The 24516-nt window shown below is 32.8% G+C and carries 17 protein-coding genes; 4 read left to right on the forward strand and 13 right to left on the reverse strand.

The features are described from left to right. Positions 1-21: 21 nt before the first annotated feature. The 3 genes from H4V97_RS00645 (at position 22) to H4V97_RS00655 (ending at position 5361) form a co-directional block, all read left to right on the forward strand. Complete coding sequence (locus H4V97_RS00645; protein WP_196849677.1) at positions 22-1260, forward strand: TolC family protein; 1239 nt, start codon at positions 22-24, stop codon at positions 1258-1260. Then, entirely contained in the window at positions 1229-2179 is a 951-nt protein-coding gene (locus H4V97_RS00650) for an efflux RND transporter periplasmic adaptor subunit (RefSeq protein ID WP_196849676.1), read from the forward strand. The genes H4V97_RS00645 and H4V97_RS00650 overlap by 32 nt, the downstream gene beginning before the upstream one ends. Before the next feature lie 128 nt (positions 2180-2307). Further along, positions 2308-5361, forward strand: coding sequence for an efflux RND transporter permease subunit (locus tag H4V97_RS00655; protein ID WP_196849675.1), 3054 nt, complete (start codon positions 2308-2310; stop codon positions 5359-5361). 124 nt (positions 5362-5485) lie between these two features. Here the strand turns inward: H4V97_RS00655 and H4V97_RS00660 are convergent, their stop codons facing one another. The 10 genes from H4V97_RS00660 to H4V97_RS00705 all read right to left on the reverse strand — a co-directional run bounded on the left by H4V97_RS00660 (position 5486) and on the right by H4V97_RS00705 (position 21119). Beyond that, complete coding sequence (locus tag H4V97_RS00660) at positions 5486-6778, reverse strand: DASH family cryptochrome (protein WP_209548650.1); 1293 nt, start codon at positions 6776-6778, stop codon at positions 5486-5488. Further along, entirely contained in the window at positions 6775-8310 is a 1536-nt protein-coding gene (locus H4V97_RS00665; RefSeq protein ID WP_209548651.1) for a cryptochrome/photolyase family protein, read from the reverse strand. Before H4V97_RS00665 ends, H4V97_RS00660 begins: the two co-directional genes overlap by 4 nt. 1 nt (position 8311) lies before the next feature. Further along, positions 8312-8449 carry a DUF2256 domain-containing protein gene (locus tag H4V97_RS00670; RefSeq protein WP_209548652.1) on the reverse strand — a complete coding sequence of 46 codons (138 nt, stop codon included), beginning with the start codon at positions 8447-8449 and terminating at the stop codon, positions 8312-8314. Positions 8450-8453: 4 nt separating this feature from the next. Then, positions 8454-9167, reverse strand: coding sequence for a YqjF family protein (locus H4V97_RS00675; protein ID WP_209548653.1), 714 nt, complete (start codon positions 9165-9167; stop codon positions 8454-8456). Further along, positions 9164-10669, reverse strand: coding sequence for a cryptochrome/deoxyribodipyrimidine photo-lyase family protein (locus tag H4V97_RS00680; RefSeq protein ID WP_209548654.1), 1506 nt, complete (start codon positions 10667-10669; stop codon positions 9164-9166). Before H4V97_RS00680 ends, H4V97_RS00675 begins: the two co-directional genes overlap by 4 nt. A gap of 264 nt (positions 10670-10933) precedes the next feature. Next, a complete protein-coding gene (locus H4V97_RS00685; protein WP_209548655.1) occupies positions 10934-11353 on the reverse strand; it encodes a DUF2452 domain-containing protein in 420 nt (139 codons plus the stop codon). A 19-nt stretch (positions 11354-11372) separates the two neighbouring features. Beyond that, positions 11373-11663, reverse strand: coding sequence for a TIGR03643 family protein (locus tag H4V97_RS00690; RefSeq protein ID WP_196849669.1), 291 nt, complete (start codon positions 11661-11663; stop codon positions 11373-11375). Positions 11664-11920: 257 nt separating this feature from the next. After that, positions 11921-14212, reverse strand: a complete 2292-nt coding sequence (locus H4V97_RS00695) for a BamA/TamA family outer membrane protein (protein ID WP_209548656.1) — start codon at positions 14210-14212, stop codon at positions 11921-11923. Next, entirely contained in the window at positions 14205-19205 is a 5001-nt protein-coding gene (locus H4V97_RS00700; protein ID WP_209548657.1) for a translocation/assembly module TamB, read from the reverse strand. The genes H4V97_RS00695 and H4V97_RS00700 overlap by 8 nt, the downstream gene beginning before the upstream one ends. 231 nt (positions 19206-19436) lie before the next feature. Then, a complete protein-coding gene (locus tag H4V97_RS00705; RefSeq protein WP_209548658.1) occupies positions 19437-21119 on the reverse strand; it encodes a Na/Pi cotransporter family protein in 1683 nt (560 codons plus the stop codon). Between the two features lie 607 nt (positions 21120-21726). Between H4V97_RS00705 and H4V97_RS00710 the strand changes: the two genes are divergently transcribed. Next, entirely contained in the window at positions 21727-22002 is a 276-nt protein-coding gene (locus H4V97_RS00710; RefSeq protein WP_196849665.1) for a GlsB/YeaQ/YmgE family stress response membrane protein, read from the forward strand. Positions 22003-22091: 89 nt separating this feature from the next. Here the strand turns inward: H4V97_RS00710 and H4V97_RS00715 are convergent, their stop codons facing one another. The 3 genes from H4V97_RS00715 to H4V97_RS00725 all read right to left on the reverse strand — a co-directional run bounded on the left by H4V97_RS00715 (position 22092) and on the right by H4V97_RS00725 (position 23916). After that, on the reverse strand, positions 22092-22406 hold the full coding sequence (locus H4V97_RS00715) for a hypothetical protein (RefSeq protein WP_196849664.1): 315 nt from the start codon (positions 22404-22406) through the stop codon (positions 22092-22094). Between the two features lie 4 nt (positions 22407-22410). After that, the gene (locus H4V97_RS00720; protein WP_209548659.1) at positions 22411-22848 is read right to left on the reverse strand and encodes an acyl-CoA thioesterase; all 438 of its coding nucleotides are present in this window, start codon (positions 22846-22848) and stop codon (positions 22411-22413) included. Between the two features lie 378 nt (positions 22849-23226). Continuing rightward, the gene (locus H4V97_RS00725; RefSeq protein WP_209548660.1) at positions 23227-23916 is read right to left on the reverse strand and encodes a DUF2461 domain-containing protein; all 690 of its coding nucleotides are present in this window, start codon (positions 23914-23916) and stop codon (positions 23227-23229) included. Between the last annotated feature and the right edge of the window lie 600 nt (positions 23917-24516).

Below are 24516 nucleotides of genomic sequence, written 5' to 3' on the forward strand. Positions count from 1 at the left end.
ATTTTTATCTAAATTTATCAAATGAAATTTACCATTTTACTTATCGTTTTTTTGAGTTTTTTTAAATCCTTTTCGCAAGAGAAGGATTTAAATTATTTTCTTGAAAAAGCACAAAACAATTCTCCATTAATCAAAGATTATAAAAACCAAATTAAATCGGTAGCCATTGATAGTTTGTTGTTTAGAGCTACTAGAAAACCACAGGTTTCAGGGAATTTGAATGCGAATTATGCTCCCATTATTAATGGTTTTGGCTATGACGCCGCTTTGAGTAATGAGCATACTGTTTCAGGTTTAGTGGGCGTTAATCAGAAGATAATTGGAAAAAATCAAATCAATTCTCAATATGAAACCTTCGAAATATTGAAAAAAGGCTTGGTTTTGAATCAAAAAGTAGCACTGAAAGATTTGAATAAGGCCATCATTGCCCAATATATTTCGGCTTCCGGAAGTTCGGAACAAATTGGTTATAACAAGAAACTTGCAATTCTTTTAAAAGAAGAAACTGATATTCTAAAAAAACTCACTCAAAACTCTATTTATAAACAAACGGATTATTTAATTTTTAGTGCCACGGTAAAGCAACAGGAACTGGTTTTATTGCAATTGAAACAGCAATACCAAAACGATTTGGCTTTATTGAATTATCTTTCGGGAGAAACAGATACGACTTTTGTCAATTTGAAAAAGCCTGAAATTGCTTTAAAAAGTACTAAATCTTCGGATAAAATTATATTTCTGAAACAATTTGAAGTGGATAGCCTGAAACTTCAAAATCAGAATAAATTAATTGATAATGGTTATAAACCTTCTTTATCTTTATTGGGCGATGCAGGATATTTATCAAGTTTTACGAATCAAGCATATAAAAATTTTGGATTTAGTGCAGGTTTAGGATTGTCAATTCCTATTTTTGATGGCAATCAGCGTAGTTTGCAACATCAAAAAAATGAGACCGCTTTATCAACAAATTGGGCTTACAAAAACAATTTCAACAAGCAATACAAGCAACAATTATTGATGCTGAACCAGAAATTGAAGCAGGCGAAAGATATTGAAAATCAATTGCAATCCCAACTTAAAATCACAGATGCTTTAATAGAAGCCAACAAGAAATTGTTGCTTACCGGTGATGCTCAAATCACAGAATATATTATTGCGGTTGGCAATTTAATCACCATAAAAAATGCCATTACACAAAATAACACCAGCAAACTTCAAATCATTAATGAAATTAATTACTGGAGTTTTAACGATTAATTATATGACAAAACCGATACTTTTTTTCACCCTATTTTTACTTTTTTTTGCATCCTGCAAAGATAATAACGCGGCCGAAAAAGTCATAGACGCAAGAATCCCAGTTACTTTAACCAATATTGATACTAGTACAATTGAAAGTTATGTCGACTTGAATGCAACCGCAACTTATTTAGTAAAAAACGTCATAAAAGCAAACGCTACCGGTTATTTGAATTCAGTTAATGTGGCTTCAAATGATTATGTTTCAAAGGGGACAGCGTTATTTTCGATAAAAACTCGCGAAGCAAAAGTATTAGGAAATACAATTAACAAGATAGATCCAACGCTGAACTTTGGCGGAGCCATTAGAGTAAGAGCCAACACAAACGGTTTTGTTACAGCGGTTAATGTGCAGCAAGGGGATTATGTTCAGGATGGTGATGCCTTAGCAACAATCAATGACAGTAATAGTTTTGCCATCGTTTTGAGTTTACCTTATGAATTGAAAAAACAAGTTACCATTGGTAAAGAATTCATCGTTTTACTTCCGGACAGTTCTTCGATAAAAGCAGTAGCTCAAAAATTTATGCCAACAGTTGATGCGGCCTCTCAAACACAAAATGTAGTATTGAAAATTATTGGGAAACACGATATTCCCGAGAATTTAATTGTAAAAGTCAGAATTAACAAATCATCAGGTTCAAAAAATATTTCGTTACCAAAAGCAGCTGTTTTGAGTGATGAAACGGAAACTGATTTTTGGATTATGAAATTGATTAACGATTCCACGGCCATAAAAATTCCAATCGAAAAAGGAATTGAAACAGACGATAAAGTAGAAATAGTGTCGCCTGTTTTGACACAGGATGATAAAATTTTGCTTACCGGAAATTATGGTGTTTCCGATACTATTAAAGTTAAGGTGAATAGAAAATAAACACGAATTTCACGAATTGACACGAAATAAAATAATTTGAAAATTGATTTCATAAATTTTTAGCTTTTTCTATTACAAACTAATAATTAGTGCTAATTCGTGAAATTCGTGTTTTATAAATTTTAAATATGAACAACTTTTTTGTAAAACATAAAAATGGTTTAAGTGCTATCATCTTCCTAATTATTTTAGGAGGTTTTTTTGCTTATTCGAAAATGCAAACGAGTTTATTTCCCGAGATTACATTTCCAAAAATAAAAATCATTGCCGATGCGGGTCAACAACCCATTGATAAAATGATGATTACGGTAACAAAACCTTTGGAAAATGCCATCAAGAAAGTTCAGGATTTAAAAACTGTTCGCAGTACTACCAGTAGAGGAAGTTGCGAGATTTCGGCATTTATGGACTGGAAATCCGATATTGATTTGAGCAAAACAAGAATTGAAGCACAAATCAATCAAATAAAAAATAATCTTCCCCCGGATACTCAAATCACGGTTGAAAAAATGAATCCTTCGATTCTTCCGGTTATTGGATATGCCATTGAAGGAAAGGGAATGTCAGCAATTGAACTCAAGAAAATAGCCAATTACACGATAAAACCATTCCTTTCTCAAATCGATGGTGTTTCCGAAATTAGAATTATTGGCGGAAAAGAAAAGGAATATTGGTTGTCTTTGGATTTTGATAAAATGAGAGCACTTGGTATTAGTCCTAATCTTATAACACAAGTTATGAGCGAGACTAATTTTATAAAATCAAATGGTTATTTGTCTGATTATCGGTATTTATATCTCACGATTACGGATGCTCAAGTCGATAAAAAAGATGAACTTGAGAATCTGGTTATTCGTAATAATGGCAAAGGAATTGTAACCCTGAAAGATATTGCGACAGTTGAAATTAAGGAGGCCAAAGAATTTATAAAAGTAAATGCCAATGGCAAGGAAAGTATCCTGATAGCAGTAATAAAACAACCCAATTCCAATTTGATTTCGCTTACAGTGGCCATGAATGAAAAACTGCAAGCGTTAAAAAAAATACTTCCGTCATCTATAAAAATCACTCCATTTTACGAACAGGCAAATTTTGTAAATGATGCTGTAAAAAGCGTTACGGACAGTTTACTCATCGGATTGTTATTAGCGATTATTGTAGCTGTTTTGTTTTTGAAATCGGCGAAAGCCAGTGCAACCATATTAATTATTATTCCAGTTACTTTAGGTTTGACATTGATCGTTTTATACTTGACTGGGCAAACGTTCAACATAATGACTTTGGGAGCCATTGCCGCAGCTTTAGGATTAATTATCGATGATGCCATTGTCGTTGTTGAACAAATTCATAGAACACACGAAGAACATCCTGATGAGCCTACCGTTTCGCTTTTGCAAAAAGCAATTCATTATTTATTCCCTGCAATGGTAGGTTCTTCGATAAGTACCATAGTGATTTTTATTCCTTTTGTATTAATGAGTGGAGTCGCCGGGTCTTATTTTAAAGTACTGACGGATACGATGATAATCACCTTGGTTTGTTCATTTTTTGTGACTTGGCTACTGTTGCCTGTAGTTTATTTATTGCTTTCTAAAAAAGTAAAAAACGCTTCAGAAACAAAAAAAGAAACAGAAATACATGAAGTTAAAACTCAAAATTGGGTGGCGTATTTTATTGGAAAACCAATACTTAGCATTTCATTTTGTATCGTTTTAATACTTTCTATTTTTATAATTCTGCCTAATTTAGAAACAGGCTTTTTACCAGAAATGGATGAAGGAAGTATTATTTTGGATTATGAAAGTCCACCGGGAACTTCACTCGAAGAAACAGACAGAATGCTAAATGAAGTAGAGAAAATAATAATAAAAATTCCTGAAGTAGAAGCTTATAGCCGCCGAACAGGAACTCAAATGGGTTTTTTTATTACGGAACCCAATCGTGGTGATTACTTGATTCAATTAAAAAAAGATCGAAATAAAACCAGCAACGATGTGATTGATGAAATCAGACAAAAAGTAGAAGCTACTCAGCCCGCTTTGCGTATTGATTTTGGTCAGGTAATAGGGGATATGTTGGGAGATTTAATGAGTTCTGTTTCGCCAATTGAAGTGAAAATTTACGGAAGCAATCAGCAAGAACTACAAAAAATAGCTAAAAGAGTAAATAGTATTGTAGAAAAAGTAAAAGGAACTGCAGATGTTTTTGACGGAATTATTTTGGCTGGACCAGCAATTAATATCCAACCCAATTATTCGCAATTGGCACAATACGGAATTACGCCAACTGATTTACAATTTCAGATGCAAACAGCACTTGAAGGAAATGTAGTGGGTAGTTTGTTAGAAAATGAACAAACAACGCCGATTAGATTAATTTATTCGAATTCTAAAAATAGAAGTTTAGAAGATATTAAGAAACTGCAATTATTTTTGCCCACCGGACAAGCGGTGCCTATTTCAAGTCTGGTTACTATTTCAGTTCAAAAAGGAGTTGCAGAAATTGAAAGAGAGAATTTGCAGATGATGAGCGTCGTGACCGGAAGATTGGATAACCGGGATTTGGGAAGCGTAATGCAAGAAATTCAAAAGAAAGTGAGCAGTGAGATTCACCTTCCAACTGGATATTATATTGAATATGCAGGAGCTTACAAAGATCAACAACAATCTTTCAAAGAATTATTGATGATTTTAATTGCGTCCTCATTATTGGTTTTTGGTGTGATTTTATTTTTATTCAGAGATTTTAGAGTAGCATTAGTGATTCTTTTAATTTCCGTTTTAGGGATTTCAGGGAGTTATATTTTACTTTTTATAACAAACACACCATTGAACGTAGGAAGCTATACTGGAATTATTATGATAGTAGGTATCATTAGCGAAAATGCCATATTTACTTTTCTTCAATTTAGGGAAACTTTTAAATTGACCAGAAATGTGAATGAGTCTATAATTTATTCTATTTCCACTAGATTACGACCTAAATTAATGACAGCATTAGGCGCTATTATTGCTTTGTTGCCATTAGCCATAGGAATTGGAACTGGTTCTGAGTTGCATCAACCCCTTGCAATAGCAGTAATTGGTGGTTTTTTAATAGCCATGCCGTTATTATTAATTGTATTGCCAAGTTTATTGTGTTTAGTATATAAAAATGAAAAGCATTTTACACATTTTAATTAATGGACTAATCGTTCAAAACTATTTATGATATCTTGAACTGAAATAGCGATATACAAAAACAGGTGCCAATAGTAGATAATTTTTCACTTAACAAGTGCTTTCAACAAAGTGATAAATCGCTGGCTTAAACCGATAACCACAAGTTGCGGTACACTCGCTTTTTATCATAATCATCGGCTTGCTTCTCGACATTGAAGTACCGATTTCCTCTTGGATCATTACCAACTCCAGCGATATATGCCCAATTTCCCCAATTGCTGCACACATCATAATCAATCAATTGTTGTTCGAAATACGCTGCGCCATAACGCCAATCTAACTCTAATTCGTTACAAAAATAACTGGCAACATTTTGTCGTCCTCGATTACTCATAAAGCCAGTAAGCTTCAATTCAATCATATTAGCATCAATAAAATCATTCCCTGTTTTACCCTCTGTCCATTTTTGTAATAGTTCTAAATTTATTGCTTTTGATTCTAATTTAGGTGTTTGAATTCCATTGAGCAAGAAATATTGCTGTTGGTGTTTTTTCATCATAAAACGAAAGTAGTCACGCCATAATAACTCAAAAACCAACCAATAGGTGGAGTCATTGGCTTCAAACTGCGTTTCGTATTTTTTTAGTTCTTGATAGATAAATCTTGGCGAAATACAACCCATAGCCAACCACGCAGAAAATTTAGACGAATAATCAGCACCGACCATTTGGTTTCTGGTTTCTTTATAGTTTGAAATGCATTTAGATTTATAAAAATAATGATTCAAACGCTTTATTGCTGCGGATTCTCCACCTTTAAAACGGATTGCAGCTCTTTTGTCGATTGGTGTAAACTTCAAATTTAATGCTTGTAAAGAAGGTAAATTTAAAGACTTAATTTCTGGTGATTCAATGTGAGTTGGTGCCTCAAAAACTGTTCGAATCACTGCTTCTTTCTCGATTTTCTTTCTGAAATTGGTAAAGACCTCTGGAATATCTTTAATGGAAAAAGGTAAATCTTCTGCATGATACAAAGTGCTGGTGCTATATGTTTCTAGTTCGCATCGCACTTTGAAAAGTTCGGTTTGAACTAATAACTCTGTCTGTTTTTCTTCATAACAAACTTCTCTTTTTGCAAAAACTGTGGTTGCTTTGTATTGCTTAATCAGTTTAGGAATTTCAATTTCTGGTTTGCCATGAACTATCAGCAATCCTGAACCAATTGCTCTCAAATTTGAATCTAAGTTAATAAGAGATTCCATCAAAAATTGCGCTCTGAAACTTCCTGTTTTTTTAAATCCAAAATCAGTTGTTTCAAAATGGGATTCATCAAAACAATACACTGGAATAATGCTATCACTGTGCGAAATCGCTTTTACCAAGGTTTCATTATCGTGTAAACGTAAATCGGTTTTAAACCAAACTAATGCAGTTTTCATAATGTGTTTATGTTTTTTAAATAATAATCGGCTTGTTCTAATAAGGCAACTTTTGCTTCTGGCTTCATTTTTCTCCAAATGTTATACATCATTCCAATTCTAGGATTTTTACCTAATTTATCTTCATTCTGGTCATAAAAATTCCAATATAAACTATTGAACGGACATGATTTTTCTCCAGTTTTAATTTCCTTTTTATAAAAACAACTTCCGCAATAATGACTCATTTTATCGATATAAGCTGCTGAACTTACATACGGTTTTGTACCTACAATTCCGCCATCGGCAAATTGACTCATACCGCGAGTATTGGTAATTTCAACCCATTCAATCGCGTCAATATAGATTCCCAAATACCAAGCATCTATTTCGTCTGGATGAATTCCGGCTAAAAGCGCAAAATTTCCTGTGATCATCAATCGCTGAATGTGATGCGCATAAGCAAAGTTTAAGGATTGATTTATAGCATCTTTGAGACAATTCATTTTTGTTTTTCCCGTCCAAAACCAATCCGGTAATTTTTCCTGATTGTTGAAAAAATTCATCGTGGCATACTCGGGCATTTTGAGCCAATAAATTCCTCTCATGTACTCACGCCATCCAATTATTTGTCGCACAAAACCCTCTAGTTGATTGTATTCAATTTCGTCAGGTCGTTTTTCCCATTCTTTTATGGCGCTATCAATAACTTCTTGTGGTGAAATCATTTTTAAATTCATAGAAAATGAAATTCGAGCATGGTATAAAGACCATTCGTTTGGCGACATAGCGTCTTGATAACTTCCAAATAAAGGCAAACATTCAACAAGAAAAAAATCTAATAATTCTAAGGATTGTTTTCGGTTAATTGGCCAAACAAAACTAGCTTCGTCAATATTCCCGATTGTTTTAATATCGGTTTTCTTAATTTGATTTAAAATTTCACGAACATCATTGTTAAAAACTAACGGTGGTGTAGCTTTATGATTTTTGGGTAGTTTTTTACGGTTTTCACTATCATAATTCCATTTTCCTGTTAGTGGTTTATCGCCTTCCATCAAGACTTCATGCTTTTTTCGGAGCATACGATAAAAACTTTCCATCAAAAAGGTTTTCTTTCCTTCAAAAAAATCACCTAATTCATTTCGGGTAGTAAAAAAATGTTCCGAATCAAACACTGTATTTGAGATCGAGATTGATTGGCAAAGGTTTTTTAAACAAACATCAACTCTATATTCGTCTGGAAGTTGGTATTCAAAATGAGTGAAATTGTGCTTTGAAACTAGATTTTGTATGTTTTTTTCAAATGATTGCAAGTTATTTTCATCATTTAAATGAATATAAATCACTTGGTGATTGTTTGATTTTAATTCCAAATAAAAAGATTGCATTGCCGAGAAGAAACCAACTATTTTCTGAATGTGATGCGTTGCATAATCAGTTTCAGAACGAATTTCCATCATCACATAAGTAACCGAATCATCTACGGATTTAAACCAGGAGTGATTGCTGTTGAGTTGATCGCCAAGAATTAATCGTACCGTTTTGTTCATTTTATTTGTTGCTTCTGCATTTATCACTGCAATATTTTACTTCGTCCCACACTTTTTCCCATTTTTTGCGCCAAGCAAAAGGTTTGTTGCAAACGATACACGTTTTTGTTGGTAGGTTTTGCTTTTTTACACCTTTCATTTGTTTAGATTTTATTTCTTTTCCAATTGATTTCAATAGCAGAACCTTCGGCTAAAAATATAGATTCGGGTTGTGTTTTATCTAAAACAGCAAAATCTTTTCCGTACATGGTTTCAAAATCGCAATCTATTTTATACGCTACGATTTCATTAATTAGCCAACTAGGATGCGCAATTTGATATTCTTCTGTAATCGTGTTATTGAATTTTGTGTAACCATAATAATGTTCAAAAATGAAGCTTTCAAAACTACTTTTCTCCATTGTCTTTTTCTCTTTCAACGCTGATAACGCGATACTATTCCACTTCTTATTAACCAGCCATTCGTATTTTATTTCTTTTTGTTCCTTGGCAAAATCCCAGCTATGTCGTGTTGGTATAGTTGTATAATGTTCTTTATACAACGCATTTGCTAACCACGCAACGGCTTTATATGGAACGGTTTCGTTTATAAAAACAACACCTCGCCTGGTTTTATTCCCCACTTTCCTAGAAACATAAAACCGTAAATTAATTTCTTCAAAAGTTCCGAATCTATATATTGGGACATTAAATATTTTAGTGTTTTTAAACATAAACCCGACTAAACTAACATAAGCTTTGTCATTATATAAATCTATTGTCACGCCTTTTGGTAAATATTTGGACAGAATTGCTGTAGATATTTCATAATTTGCCATTACAATATTTTCCCAATTGGCTTTTAAAAACACACTCATTTTAATTTCTTTTTTATTTGTTTACTTCTGGAAACAGCTTTCGAGCTATTTACATGTTTTGCTAAAATTCGTTTTCCTTCTTCTTTGACATCGTCCTGCTTGCGAAAACTCCATACAATATCACTTGCCTGTTTTCTAGTTTCTTCAATATTTACGATTGGTTGCGGATAATCTTTACCTATTTCACAATTATAAAATTGTTGTTCAATGGCGTTCAATTTCCAAGGTTCGTGAATTAATGCTACTGGAATTTCAGCTAATTCAGGCAACCATTGTTTTATGAAAATACCTTCTGAATCATGTTCTTCTGAATTTTTTATAGGACTGTAAATCCGAATGGTATTAATTCCCGTAGTTCCGGATTGCATTTGTAATTGAGGATAATGAATTCCAGGTTCATAATCTAAAAACTGTCTTGCCAGAAAGTGTAATTCGCGCCAATCTTGCCACAAATTGAAAGTAAAAAACGAAACCACCATAGCTCGCATTCTAAAATTAAGATAACCCGTTGTGACCACACAGCGCATACAAGCATCCACAATTGGAATACCCGTTTTGCCTTCTTGCCACGCTTTTATGTAAACTTCATTTTTAGGTTTCACTAATGAATCGTAGGCTTTGTTGATATTTTCAAATTCCATTCGGCATTCATCTTCAAATTTTTGAATAAAATGACAATGCCAATGCAATCGAGAAACAAAATTTAGTATCGCTCTTTTGTTGGACGAATTTTCATAATGCTGATTGGTATATTGGTAAATCATTCGCATGCTGATGTTTCCATAAGTCAAATAAGGTGACAATCTGCTGCACCCTTTTCTACTTAAACTAGGTTTGGAAATGTGTTTGCTGTAATTTACATAACGTTCCTTCACAAAACTGTCTAAATAGCGCCACGCCCAATGTTCGCCACCATGCTGAAAGTTCTTATTGCGAGTAGTAATTGCTTTTGGAAGTTCTTTTCCTTTGAATTTTGCATAAAAATCAGTTGCTAAAGTTTCAATTTTTAGAGAATTTATTTCGAAATTTAACGGAGTAGCGCGCATTACATTTTCCCAACGCTTATCCCAATCGCTTCTGGATTTTAATTTCCGAATCACACCGTGCATTTGAGATTGTTTCCAATGAATCATATTTTTATCAAAAAAAGATTGCATAGTGATATCTCTATCGAAAGTAATTTTGTTGCCAATTTCTTGATGTGAAAAAACCGTTTTTACATCATAAACATTTAGTAATTCCTGAAAAACGGATTGCACCTCGTTGTGAAAATAGTAAATTTCAGTAGAGGCAGACTTTAATTTAGACTGCATTTCTTGTAATGATTCATAGACAAATCGCCAATGACGCTCATCAGAATCATCATAAGACATCACTGATGGTTCAAAAAAACAAACTAAAAGAATGGGAATGTTTTCTTGTTGTGCCATAAAAAGTGGTTCGTGATCTGTAAAACGCAAATCACGTTTGAACCAAACAATATTTATAGCTTTTTTATTCAATTTTGAATTATTGATGTGATTTCTTTATCCGGTTTTTGTAATCTAATCGTTTTAATTGAAAGGTTTTATGAAAATTTTTTAAAACCTAAAAAGTGCTGATATTTGCTTTTCTTTATTTTTTCGAATCTATTTTTATTAGAAGTCCGAAGTAAAGAAACGCTTTTGAGTTGGGCGTAAGTATTATAAAATGAATACGATCTTGTCTTTCTAATTTTAAGAAAACAATAGTTTTAATGTATATTTTTTTGTTCTATTTTTGAATTTTTACGAAAAAATGATTTCTTTTTTGTTCAGTAGAATCCACTTTTTATCGCTGTTTAGTTTAAAAGTTCCTATATGTTCCTTATTCCATTCATTTGGACCAATTAATGAAAGAAAATTTATGCCGTCATCGCCTCTATATAAATGATAAATTTCGCCAACCACTGGTTCAAAAGAAAATTTAGAGTTGTAAACTAATTCATTCCACTCAAATTCTTCTATTAAATTTTGATACTGAAGTTTAAGCTCATTGAACTTACTTTCAAATTCTTTGTTTACATTACTGATACCTCTACTTTTCCAAGAAACTACATCATCGATTCTAATTGCGGGCGCGCCAACACTTGTTGCATAAGGTAAAAGATTCGCATTATATCCTTGCTCTTCAGAATATACGATATTATCTGGTCTTTCTTTTTTCATTATTGCTGAATAAATTTTATTATCGCTTAGAAATTTTATTATTTGAGATTGCTCTTTGCATATTGCATTTAAATCTGTCAATACCTTCAACGCGCTTGGCGAGGTGCTTCGTTTTGCAATTTTCAACTCGTTCACGCCATAATTTGTAGCTTCTAAATTTTAATTCTTTTTTCATTAAAGCCTTGACGTCGGCTTCTTTTAGTCCAAATTGAAAATAGATGGCTTCAAAAGGCGTTCGGTCTTCCCAAGCCATTTCGATAATCCGATCTAGTGCTATTTCTGAAAGTTGAATTTCGGTAGTTGACTTCATTATTTTGTTTAATCTTTTATTGATTTGATTCAACAAATTTAATGATTAAAAGTTTACGATGGTATATTCTTGATTTATATTTTGGAATAAAATATTTGAGGGAGATAAGATTGTCGATTTTGAATTTACTTTTGCTTTTTTTGATTAATAGAAAACGTAGTAAATGTATTCAGAAAAGAGAATTTCTTTTCTGAATACTAAATGTTTTTTGGTATATAGAATCTAAAAATACAACTATGTATCTATAGTTTTAAAATTTAGAAAGGATATCCGATTGCTAAATTAAAAACTAAATTTTCTTTTCGCCAAGTACTGTTACCAAAACTTATTTGATCTAACACCCAACGTTGACCATCCGGTAAATAAGGTTTCCGAACAGGGAAGGCAAGGTCAGTTCGAAGGACTAAAAACGAAAAGTCAAAACGAAGTCCGGCTCCAGTTCCCACGGCTATTTCGTTGATGAATTTTTTAGAAAATTCAGCCCCAGGTTTTTCTGGATTATTGTTCAGTAGCCAAATGTTTCCTGCGTCCAAAAATAACGCTCCTTTAACCAGACCATAAATTTTAGCTCTATATTCAGTGTTGAATTCCAATTTTAAATCTCCTGATTGGTCTGCTAAAAAGGAACTCGAAGTAGTTGAACCATCGTAACTACCGGGTCCGATAGAACGTGCTCTAAACGCTCTTAAACTATTGGTTCCACCGATGAAAAACTGTTTGATGAAAGGCATTTCAGTTGAATTGCCATAGGCAAAACCTGCACCAACAATAACTCTGCTAGCCAGTTGTGAATCTTCTCCTAATTTTAAATAATGTCTGAATTCGTTTTCAATTTTTATAAATTGACTAAACGGAACTCCAAACACCTTAATGGTATCTCCTTTTTTTGCATTAGCACCGGTCAGCAACCCGGCTATAGTTCCAGAAAGACCCAAAGTTCCTTTATAGTAAAAGGTGTTTTTCTTTCTTTTCTCCATGGTATTAGTAAAGGTGTACGAATAACTTGGACCAAAAATTAATTGCTTTTCGATTACTTTTTCAAGCGATGGATTGGCAGCAATTTGATCTCGATACAAAGGAGTTACATTTTGCGGGCTGGCATATGTAATTTCGGTAATACTCAACAAGTGTTCTTTATGTTCATTTGCTTTCCATAAATAACCGTAAGATCCTTTGAATGTCTGCAAGGAATATAATTTGATTCTATTTTGAAATTCATAACCTAGAGTAGCTTTAGTTTTTGGAACAAAACCACCAGGCGTTTCAATTTTGAAAGGGGAAACAAATCTTGGCCAAACCAAATTAGCTTCGGTACCCATTCGGTAAACATTAAAGCCATTATTTTGTCCTGATACTTGTACTTCAACTCCACCAAAAGCAGAAATAGTAAGTAGTTCGGCTCCTCTAAAAGCGTTTCTGTTGCTCCAGTTCACATTCAATTCTGTTCCGGTATAATTAGCAGAATTGGTTTTTGCCAACACTTCCACCCGAATTGATTTTTTGGGTAAAGGAGTGAGATAATACAAAGCATCTAGATAATTTCCTAGCGTATCAGAGACCTTAAATTGATTTTTCACAAACTTGAAAGTTCCTAAATTGACCAATCGGTTCAGAGATAAATTGTGATTGGTACGGTTGTAAAAATCTCCTTTTTTAAAATACAACGCACGATCAAAAATTCTTGGTTTGAATAAATTTTCGCGATCTATGATAGTAAAATCATTGTATTTTGTGGTAAATCCTTCTTTTGATTTCAAAGTATCAGAAACAATAGAATAATTAGGATAGACAATAATATTATTTATCTTGAATTGTGTTTGAGACAATGAAGGCGCTTCATTTTTTACTTTTACAGTCAAATCTACTTGATGATCTGCAACGGTGCTGTCCACTTGAATTTTAAGATAATCCGGATTGAAATAAAAATATCCTTTTTCTTTTAGCTTAGCATCAATACGAACTCTTTCTGCCTTTATTATATCAAGGTTGTATCCTTGATCTGTTTTTAGTAGGCTTCGATCGCTTATCGCGCGAATATTACTTGAAATTACGGAGGAATCAGTTGGGAATTTAACTTCTCTAATTTTATACTGTTTTTTCGGGTTTACGGTATAATTTGCTTTAACTTTTTTACCGCTCCTTGTTGAATCAGCTGTAGTTTTAGTATTGAAATAGCCATGATTTTCGCTAAAGTTTTGTAAAACACTTTTGTTGTATTCTAAATCAACTTGACTGTATAAGACGGGTGCTTCGCCAACTTTTGTTCGCAACCAGTAGCGCCATCCTTTTTCTTTTTTAGGTTTCCCTACTAAATTATAGATATATAATTTTGGTCTCAAACCAAGAATAGTGGAATTAGGTTTTGGTCTTACGATTTTTTGTAATTCAGTTTTTAAATATTTTCTTTCCTTTTTCGAAGTCTCATTTCCTTCCATTTTTACAGTTGCGCCAGTATATAGAAGTTCTCCTTCAGGTAAATATTTTGTATTGCTGCATGAAGTCACAAACAATGCTAAAAAAAGAAAATATAGTAAATGGTTCTTATTCATCAGATTTCTTTTTTGATACTTTTTTTATCTTGTTGTTTGTTTTTTGGCTTTTACTTTTGAGGAATAACTCTTTGAATTTATTATAATCCAATGTGATGATAAAGGCAATTCCAGTCTCTACAACTTCTCCTTGAAGCGCAACTTGATATTTGTTTACACGGTAAGCTCTTACTTTATATCTTCCGTCTTTTGAAAGTTGGTAATCTAAGGAAACATCGCCGGCAATATTATTTGCATTTTGATTCAATTGCTGAGGTCCCTCTATTCCAAAGCTGCTTCCCACAGTAACTTTCAATCGGTCATTTAGTAATTTCTTGGAGATACCTACATTCAAGTCCGTTTTGTTTTCTCGCTGACCTGTAGTATAATCATCGGTAGTATTTAAATCAAAATTAAGTTCAACCCCGTTAATTAAATTTGCGGTAAGATTATTCAGTTGCTGCGATAAAATTTTACTCGCACTTGCTCTGGCGAGCGAAGAAACGTTTGTGCCCCCGGATTCGCTTGCAAATGGATTTTCGCCGATGAAACGGTTTAACAACAGCAAAGCAAAAACCTGTTTGTTTAATTCATCAGGCTGTTGACTTAATTGCGTTAATTTTGCCTGCGTACTATTGATGATTTCAGTTGAAACACTGTTATTTCCTTCTGGTAAAATGATATCAAAATTAATAGTTGGTTTCATTATATCCCCTTTCATTTTTAACTCTGTTTCAAAAGGTATTTTTTGTTTGTACGTGTTTCTAATTTCTGGGGTGATATCTCCTAATTGATCACTTATCAAATCGATTGGTGCTGCTTCCGTTTTATAAACAGCAGTAATATTGATATCCGCTGTTGTTGGTTCGCCGGTCCAAAGAATATAACTTCCTTTTTTGATGTCAAATTTTCTTTTAATCGCACTGAAATTCATTTCATAACTACCTTCGGATAATTCATATCTTCCAGTTAAGCTAGTTTTTCCAGAAGGATCAATACCGCCGTTCAGTTGGGCTTCTCCTTTTAATTTTAAAAAATCACCGTTTGCTTTATCAATAACCAATGATAATTCAGCGTCTTTATCAATTTCAATGTTTACTGAAGCATTAAAACCTTTTAAATCCGAATTACTGCTAATTTCAGTAAGCGCAACATTTTCGATTAATTGCGGGTGGTCTTGGTCAATAAATTCAACAATTCCTTCTCTATCTGCAATTGAAGGATCAGATTGTGGTAAAACAACGGTAAATTTAGTATCCTTATTCACTTTGATATTACCGTCGATATCCGGGTTATTAAAATCGCCTTTTATGCGCAAGTGGTTGTCTAAGTATAATTCTCCGTAGTACAAATCGTTATCTTTAGCTTTTGAATTTACGGCCTTGAAATTATCAGCGTCAACTGTTAGATTGAATCCTAAATTGCTAAATTCATGACTGTCAATTGTTCCGTTGATCGTTAAATCATTATCTTTTTCGTCTTTTATAATGAACTTATTGAAAGTAATAGCATTATTCGTAAATGAGATTTTATCATTAATAGATTTGAATTTTGCATTCAGTTCTGTTGCTTTGAAACCCACGTCATTAAATTGTAAATCACCAATCACATTGGGTTGGGATGTGTTTCCGGTTATTTTAAAATTACCTGTCAAAAATCCGGTGCTTTCACTTAAATGATTCATCGTAAATCCTTGAATACTCTTCATGTTGAGTTTTTCAATGGCAAGATTCATATCAAAACTACTGTCGCCTGTTTTATAATTTCCGTCTAAATTGACTTGATTTCCTTGGCCGGTAATTGAAATAATAGCGTCATATCTATTGGCGATGGCATTATTTACTTTTATGCTAATGGTTCCAACAGTATCTTTTTTGAAGGTAAAATTCTCGATTATCAAATCGGAAGTAAAAAGGGGAGTCGTGCTTACATTTTTCAGTAAAGCGTTTCCATTGATTTTTCCGCTCATTTGCAAATCGCTTTTTTCGACTATACTGGTAATGGTTTCAAGATCGAAGTCTTTGAAATCAATTGCTATGGGAGCATTTTGTCTTTCGGATTGGGATTGAATTTTAATGTTATTCCCTCCTTTGTCCAAATCGAAATTATTGATGTAGACCCCGTTTTTACCAAAACGAATTAAATTATCGGGTACGATTTTCCAAGATTCATAATTGAGTAATAAATTATTAGAATCCAAATTGATTTCGTTGTTTCCGTTGATGGCTTTAAGAGTTCCAGCAATTAAGTAGCGTTCTTTGTCCTTTAGGTCTTTTAACTGAATCGTATAATTGGCAATGTTGTTTTGGACTTTACCGGTAATACTTGTAAACGGCAACTGAATTTGTTTATTTATGACGTCGTCTACAACTAAACTATAAACCAGTGCCTTGTCTTGGGTATCTATCTTCAAAACTCCGTTAGTGATTCTATTTTCACCGTAAATTAATTTTGGAATTGTACCATTCAAAACAATAGAATCATTAACAGAATTGTACCTTCCGCTTAGGTTAATGGGTTCTAAGCTTTTTATTTCTGGAACTAATTTTAGTAAAATGGGGCTGTCTTTTATAGCGATTTTAAAAGCTAATTGTTGTTTTTCACTTACTGCTTTTCTTTTATAAGATGCAGTATTATAGTAATTGGCAATAGAATTAGATAATGCAGTTGCTATTTTTGTTAGCTTGTATTTTCCATCGACTTCTGCATCTAAAAAAGGTGATTTTAGTTTTAAAGTGTTTTTTAGTGAACTGGACGTTGCCACTACATTAATGGAATCAATAACAAATTGTTCTTTTCCATTGGCAATGGTTATCGTATTGGCACTTATGGTTCCATTGAGATAATCTAAATTGGCAGATTGAATATCGGCATCTACAACTCCTCTAATTTTCATTGGTCCGGCATGCAGATTTAGTTTTTCTAAATCGGCGATATCAACATTCAGTTTAAGTTTTCCTGAAGGATATTTGTCTCTAAAACTTCCGCTGCTTACTAAATCAAAAGTTAGATTTGGATCTTGAGCATTTGCTTTAACATTAAAATTTCCGTTTCGAATATTCCCTTTTACATTTAGATTTCGATAGGTATATTTATTGTAATAGGCTTTTTTAATGGTTCCGTTCAAAGAGGCAGTCGCCGTTTTTAAATTAGAACCACTTCCTTTTATGTTAGCTTTTAAAGTGACTTTACCAATTGAATCGTTTTTGATAAATTTCCCAAGATCAAAATTAGTCAGTTCCATTTTGGCATCATATCGATCCAGATTTTTTATTCTTCGATCGTATGTACCATTAATTTTTGCATTTCCAAAACTGCTTACCAAATTCAAATTGGTAGTAAAATTATCTATTGTCCCTTTGAAAGTTCCTACAGCACTGAACTTTGAAGGCAGTTGAATCGAATTTGGAATCGTTCCCGGAGGTAAAATTCCATTAAGATCTTTAGCACCGGATTGCAAATTCTTAATATTAAAATCATAATATGCTTTGTTAGCATCCGGTAAACCTATAATTCTTCCGCTGGTAACCACTTTAGTAGTTCCAATACCACTAATTTCAATGTCTGGAAATGCAAAATTCTTTAATTTTCCCGAAACTTTCCCATTTACCTGTAGTATCGCATTGGGATTGCTCATAAAAGGATTTGTTTTTACTAAAATTGGAGCAAAAAGCAAAATATCTTTGATTCCCAATTTACTTTTTTTCAAGTTAGCTGTAATACCTAATTCTCCTGGATTTTTAGCTAAAGATCCAATTGAAGGATAACCGATGAGAATTTCATCTTTCAACTCTGTTTGAGGGGTTTTTAAATATAATTTCTTGAAGAAAGCATTCTTTTTACCATAGAAAAAGTCAGCAGTAAACGATTGAATGTTTAAACCACTTTTGTCTTTAAAAGTTAACGAATTTACCGCTCCGGAGATATTTTCCGGATTGTAATATAAAGCATCGACTTGTAAGTTTAATTGAGTAAAATCTAAATGGTTGTAATCTATACCTTCGTTTATTCTGTTAATATTATTATTGTCATAACGGAAATTTACTCGTTTAAATTCGGTTTTAGTTACTTTTACTTCCCAGTTATTTGGGTCGCCTTTTGCTTCTTTTCTTGAATTTTCTGAATCGAGTTTGCCAAAAGCTAATTCGCCTTCAGCACCTGTCAAATCAATGCTGTCAAATAATAATAATTGGTTATTAAGATCAATTTTATTAATTTTAGCTAAAAGTTTTTTCAAATAAAAGTTAGTGGATAATTTGGTTTCGTCACTTTGGTAATCAAAATCAATTTTAGCCAAATCAATTTCTCCCAGTTTTAATTTTAAGATGGATTCTGGAGCATTTTGTACAGCAGCAACTTTGGTTTTATTGGATATTTGAACCAACCCTTGCCTTAATTTAAAACGTAAGCCATTAATTTTAGCTTTTGGGATTTCAAAAATCATCTGATCTAAATCAAATGTTTTTACTGTTGTTTCAAAATGATTTAAATTGGCATTTAAATCGTTTTTTGTAACGGCATCATTATAATTGAATTTTATTCGGTCCAATTTAATTTTCTCTACAGAAAATTGCATCGGAGGAGAATCGCTTTTTTGTTTTTCTGGCGAAGCAAAAGCCTTGAAGATATATTCGAAATTAAAAACTGCTTTTGAATCTCTATTTAAATTGGCAGTAATTCCCTCCAATTCCAAGGAGTTGATTTCAATTTTGTTGTTTATCAATTGCAGCAAACTGATATCAGCCGATAATTTTTCTCCGGCTAAAAGCGTGTCCTTTTTTTGATCCTGAAAATAAACACCTTCTAGAATTACTTTTTCGGGTAATCCAATTTTTAATCTGGCAATGGAAACTTTAGTTTTAATTTTTCCTTCCAGATACGTTACCGCTTTTTCTTTGGCAAAATTTTGAACAGAGGGAATTTGAAAAATTGCTATTATCAATAGAAACAATAGTACGATTGTTCCTAAAGTCCAAAGGAAAATTTTTAAACCTTTCTTTAAATAGTTTTTCAAATGAAGTGTTTTTTTTAATGTTTTAAAAATAACCAATTTCAACCAGATTAACAATTTTAGTCGAAAATGGAATAATCTACAAAGATGTAAATTTCGCAACGAAAAATCGTATAAAAGTCGTTTTTAAAGTTGTAAAATTTTTGGATAAAATAGGCTCAAAGTTTTATGTATTTTACTTGTAAGGCTTAGGTATTTTAAAAAACGGCTAAAAATCAATCACTTTCACTTCTTTTAGGTTTTATATTTTGGAATCTCATTAAAAAATTCAGCTTGTTTTTCGTCCAATACCATTTCTTTTACAGCCATTAGCATCGCTTTATTGGAGGTGAAAAGTTCCCGATTAAAGTTGATTATGGTGGTGATATCTAAATTTTCAATTGAAGCTTGTTGCGCCTCGGTATAAAAATTATTCAAGGCAGAACTGTAGTTATTCTGGATACTGTCAAAAAGGGATTGGAGTTCTTCAAAACTCACTTTGTTTTCTTGCAAAAGCAAGGTATTCAAATGAAAATACAGGTTTTCTGTTTCTTTTTTATGATGTATAAAAAAATTGTATTTAATATCTTTTGAGGAATGGCTGAGATTTGAGATATTAGAACCTATGTCCTTGATACTTTTTACCGAATGCATAGAGCTCCGTCCTGCTGAAATCAATTGATTGAGTTCTCCCTGGTGCTCATTTTGTATTTTAGATCGCAATTTTAAATAAAAAGCCTGTATTTCACCCTGCAATTGTTTCAGGAATTCATATTTTTCTTCTTTAGTTTTCGAAAAGAAATTTTTATCCTTATTGATGATTTTATATTCAGAGTGGGCTTGAAGCGAGGAAGTATCGGTCTTAAATAACTCCAGATTAAAAATCATTGAATTATAAATAAAATATTTGGTTTCTCGTCGAAATAAATCCAAGGCTGTTTCTGGTTCATTGATAGACGCGTGTCCTATAAAGGCAGCTGTGGAACCATCTGAATCTTTAAAAAACCGTTCTAAAAATTTTGTAAATAAATCGAGAAAAGGAAGAAAAAGAACAATAGCAAGTAAATTAATAAGACTGGAAAAAGTAACCAATCCTATAAGGGAATCCTTTATGTTGAAAACATCAGTAATCAATAACAGAATAGGTTTTAGGAATAGGAACGCAATTACAGTTAGGACGATGTTGAAAAGAATATTACCAAGCGCCACTCGCTTTTTCGAGACATTGCCACCTATTGCGCCAAGTAGTATTTTAATTGTAGTACCTGTTTCTGAGCCTAGAACAATGGCTGCTGCCATAGGAAAATCAATTGCCCCTGCATGAAGTGCACTAAGTGTAAGAGCCATTGTTACAGAGCTGGATTGAACCACCATAGTAATGAGAAACCCCATGAATAGAAACACAATAGAAGGCATGGCTGCATATTCCGAAAAATTAAAGTTTTGCACCTGCGTTTCCATGGCAGTTTTCATAAAGGAAAGCCCAATGAATAAGAGTCCGAATCCTAAAAGAAAATAAGAGATATATTCAATTGTCTTGCGACTCCTGAAAAGTATTAGTAGAAAACCGCCCAAGCACACGGCAGGATAGGCAATTATTTCAATATTTGTTTTAAAACCAAGCGTAGCGACCAGCCAACTATCGAGTGTGGTGCCCAGATTAGCGCCTAGAATTATTGTCAAGGCATTCTTCATCGTAAACACGCCTGCCCCTACAAATGCTAAAACCATCAAAGAAACCATAGAACTGCTCTGAAGAACTGCAGTTACGACTGCGCCACCAGTTATGGCACCTATATTATTTTTTGTAATGCGCTGCAAAAAAAGTTTAAATGTTCGACCGGAAAGATTTTTTAATGCTTCCTCAATCAGGTACATTGCAAATAGGAACAATCCTATTCCCGCGGCTAGTTTAAAAATCGAGTTAAGTGTTTCCATAGACTTATTTAACTTTTAAAGATAACTAATTTAATTTTATAATTGTACTAGAACTATTACCGATCTATAACCTCAAGTTTTAAATAAAATGTGTTACAAATCAGTTTTGTTTATTAAACTGTTCGTCATTTTATTTCAAACGGGAAGCCAGAGGAATCAATATCTTAATAAAATTTTTAATTAATGCCATGATGACCCGTATAACCGGAGGATTAAATGGGATTATTTTTGCAATTAGCGCTACCAAACTGGTTACTTAGTTTATAATTGGCCCAGTTCAATCGCACTATGTCCTATACTTCTTTCGTTTTTAATTTGTTATGTTAGTGACGTATTTTTTAGCTATTATCATGCGTTGAAAGCATCAAGGTTAAATTCTATTGAGGTGTTGCGGTAAGATTAAAAATTTAAATATTATGGTTCTGTTTTGAAAACCTAAATTTCAAAAAAAAATCTTATTAATTAATTGCAATACAGATTGATATATAAATATTTTTTCTTTTTTAATCAGAAAATAATTTATAAATGTAAATTTTTTAAACAGAAAAATGCTACCTTTATGTTTGATTTACTAAAATAGTTGTTCAACAATTTAAATTATTTAATTATGTCAACAGAAAATTTTTTAGTTTGGTTACTTTTAGGAGTAGTCGCAGGATGGTTAGCAGGTCAAATTATGAAGGGTAGTGGCTTTGGCCTTATCGGAAACATAATTGTAGGTATCGTAGGTAGTTTTTTGGGCGGATGGCTAGGCACAAGACTTGGAATTGCAGGTACTGAAACTGGTGGTTTTAATTTAGCCAGTATAGTAACCGCGGTCTTAGGTGCTGTTGTCCTGTTGTTTATTGTAGGATTGTTAAATCGAGGAAGATCAAATTTGTAGCAAAAAAACTATTTAATGCATAAAAAAAGTCAATAGCGTAATTTCTATTGACTTTTTTTATTCTTGATGTACAATTTTTTAGTTTTTCGTTACTTCAGCACTCGCACTGTCATATGATTAACGCCTGAAATTTTAAAAACATCCCCTTTCACTTGTATAGTTTCTCCAGTTGAAACCTGTCTATATTGTGTTGGTTCAAATAAATTGGCGCGACTGATAGTCGCTAGATAAATTGAATTGTCGGTTGTTGCTAATTTCGCGGTATACCCGTCTTTGCCCACTACGATTTCCTGCACTTTACCAGTGGTGAATTCAGTGGTGTTTGCGTTTATCAACGGACTGCAACTTACAGCCAGTGCGATTACAATCAGTAAGCAGCTGGCAATTTTAAATAATTGTTTCATAAATTTAAAGTTCTAGAAAATCATTAGTTTTTGGAAAATTACGAATAGCGTCTATCGCTATTTCAGGAGTTGGGTTGGCTATTTTGCGCAGTTTGGTATCCATCCATGCACCATCTACGGTTATTATGGCACAAAGTTTATTTTCGTCATTCAGGAATTCGTGGACAATTGACCAACGTGAAGCGTCGGGTTTCATTTTAGAAATTTTAGTATGCATCACTATTTTATCCGAAAGCAGTATTTCTTTTCTAAAAATGCATTCTTCCCTGAATAAGATGGGACCAAAATTCTGTGACCGCAAAACCTTCATTGTTAAACCTAGGCTTTCTAAAATCTCGATACGGTGCTGAGCGCCAAAATCATAATAAGCGCTGTGACGTACATGAAAATTAGGGTCTAAATCTGACCAACGAAAGGATAATTCTTTGCTAAAAGCTGTCATTATTATTTTATTTTAAATTGCATTTATTTTAGTGCTAAGGTCCGATAAACATATTGTAGAACCCGCATTTGATTTCTGTAAATATAGAAAAAACGAGTAATAATACGATAATAAAGTTTTTACTTTTTAAAATGTTGGAAGAGAAGAGGATTTAAAACCTGCGTTTTTTTATTGTAGAAAAACATAATTAATCCAAGGTCTTTATTTGTTTGCTATTTACTAAAGCTTTCATTTGGGTTATCGCAATAGTATTGAGTTGAATAAGCCTTTGTGATTGCGATTGTCCTTGCTGAATAAAAACAGCATTGAGACTTTCCAAATTTGATAAAATGACCAATTGTCCTATTGTTGCGCTATCTCTTATGTTTCTTTTAGTTTCTAAACTTTCAATTCTCCATTTAAATCAGTTGTAAGCACAAAACTCATATAATCAAAAAAGGGTCTTACCGATTTAAATATTTCGTTTACATTGTAAATAAATTTTGGATCAATTACTTCTTTATCGGTAAAATTATGTTTAAGAATAAATTGTTTATGCCGAATTAAATCCATCGCTTCGTGGTCTTGGGAAAATCCTTTTGGGAAAGTTGGAACTGTATGACCTGTCAGTTCTAAAAAATTATTCTTTATTGATTTGGAGTTTAAAATTTTGCGCCAATCTTTATGGTTAAGGTCAATATCTTTTCTTATTCTTTTTAGGTCATCGGGATTTGGAGAGAAAAAACCACACGCTAGAAAATTATTACCGGGCTGAATATTCAAATAATAGCCACCTCGTTTTAAGTTAGTCGCTCTTTGCAAACTTGCTGCAAAGCGAGGTTTGTAAGGTGATTTGTCTTTACTGAAACGAACATCACTATAAATACGATAGAGACTTTTTTTTCCAGAAACATTTTCAATAGATTCATGATTATTCATTAGTATTATAAGTTGGTCTATAAATGCAATAATATTATTTTGTGCTGAAATATAAGTCTCCTTATTTTCAGCAAACCATTCTCTATTGTTATTATTTGCCAGACTCTTCAAAAAAGTGATGCTACTTGCTAATATGGGGATGTCTTTCATTCTTTATTTTTATAAAGTAAATATATGGAACTTTAAGGTCACGATCGCTTCGCAAAGTTTTCAACTTTGAGAAAGTGTTTAAGGTCTCCTGATCTTTATTGCATCAGTCAGTTTTATTATTTTAATCTTAAACTGAATGACGCATCCTCAAAGTTGAAAACGTTTTGGAGTAAGCAAAGAACACTTCGAGGAGCGGGTTTTTTCACGTGGAGACAAGTCGCGACCTGTCCGTACAATAATGAGAATAAGATAATGATTTTAAATGTGATGGAAATACAAAATCCCTAGCCCTGATAGAAATGGAAATCCTTTCTTGTCTCTTCTTGTCCCAAAAGACAAGAAGAGACAAGAAAGATTGCAATGGATAGCAGGAAATAGCTCCTAAAATAAAGGAGGAATAAATCATAGGCAAGCTGAAGATAGCGAGATATAAGACAGGAGAATCTGAAATGAATTCAGATTAAAATGTCATGTTGTCAGATTATTTCCCGCCAATTTTCACATAAACTGACAATTTATGGGCACCTATTGTATTGGCACAAAGATTGACTTATCGTCTTCGAGACGTTAAAAATAAGTTTACAATTAAAATTAAATATA

Source organism: Flavobacterium sp. CG_23.5, from assembly GCF_017875765.1.
Lineage (GTDB): Bacteria > Bacteroidota > Bacteroidia > Flavobacteriales > Flavobacteriaceae > Flavobacterium.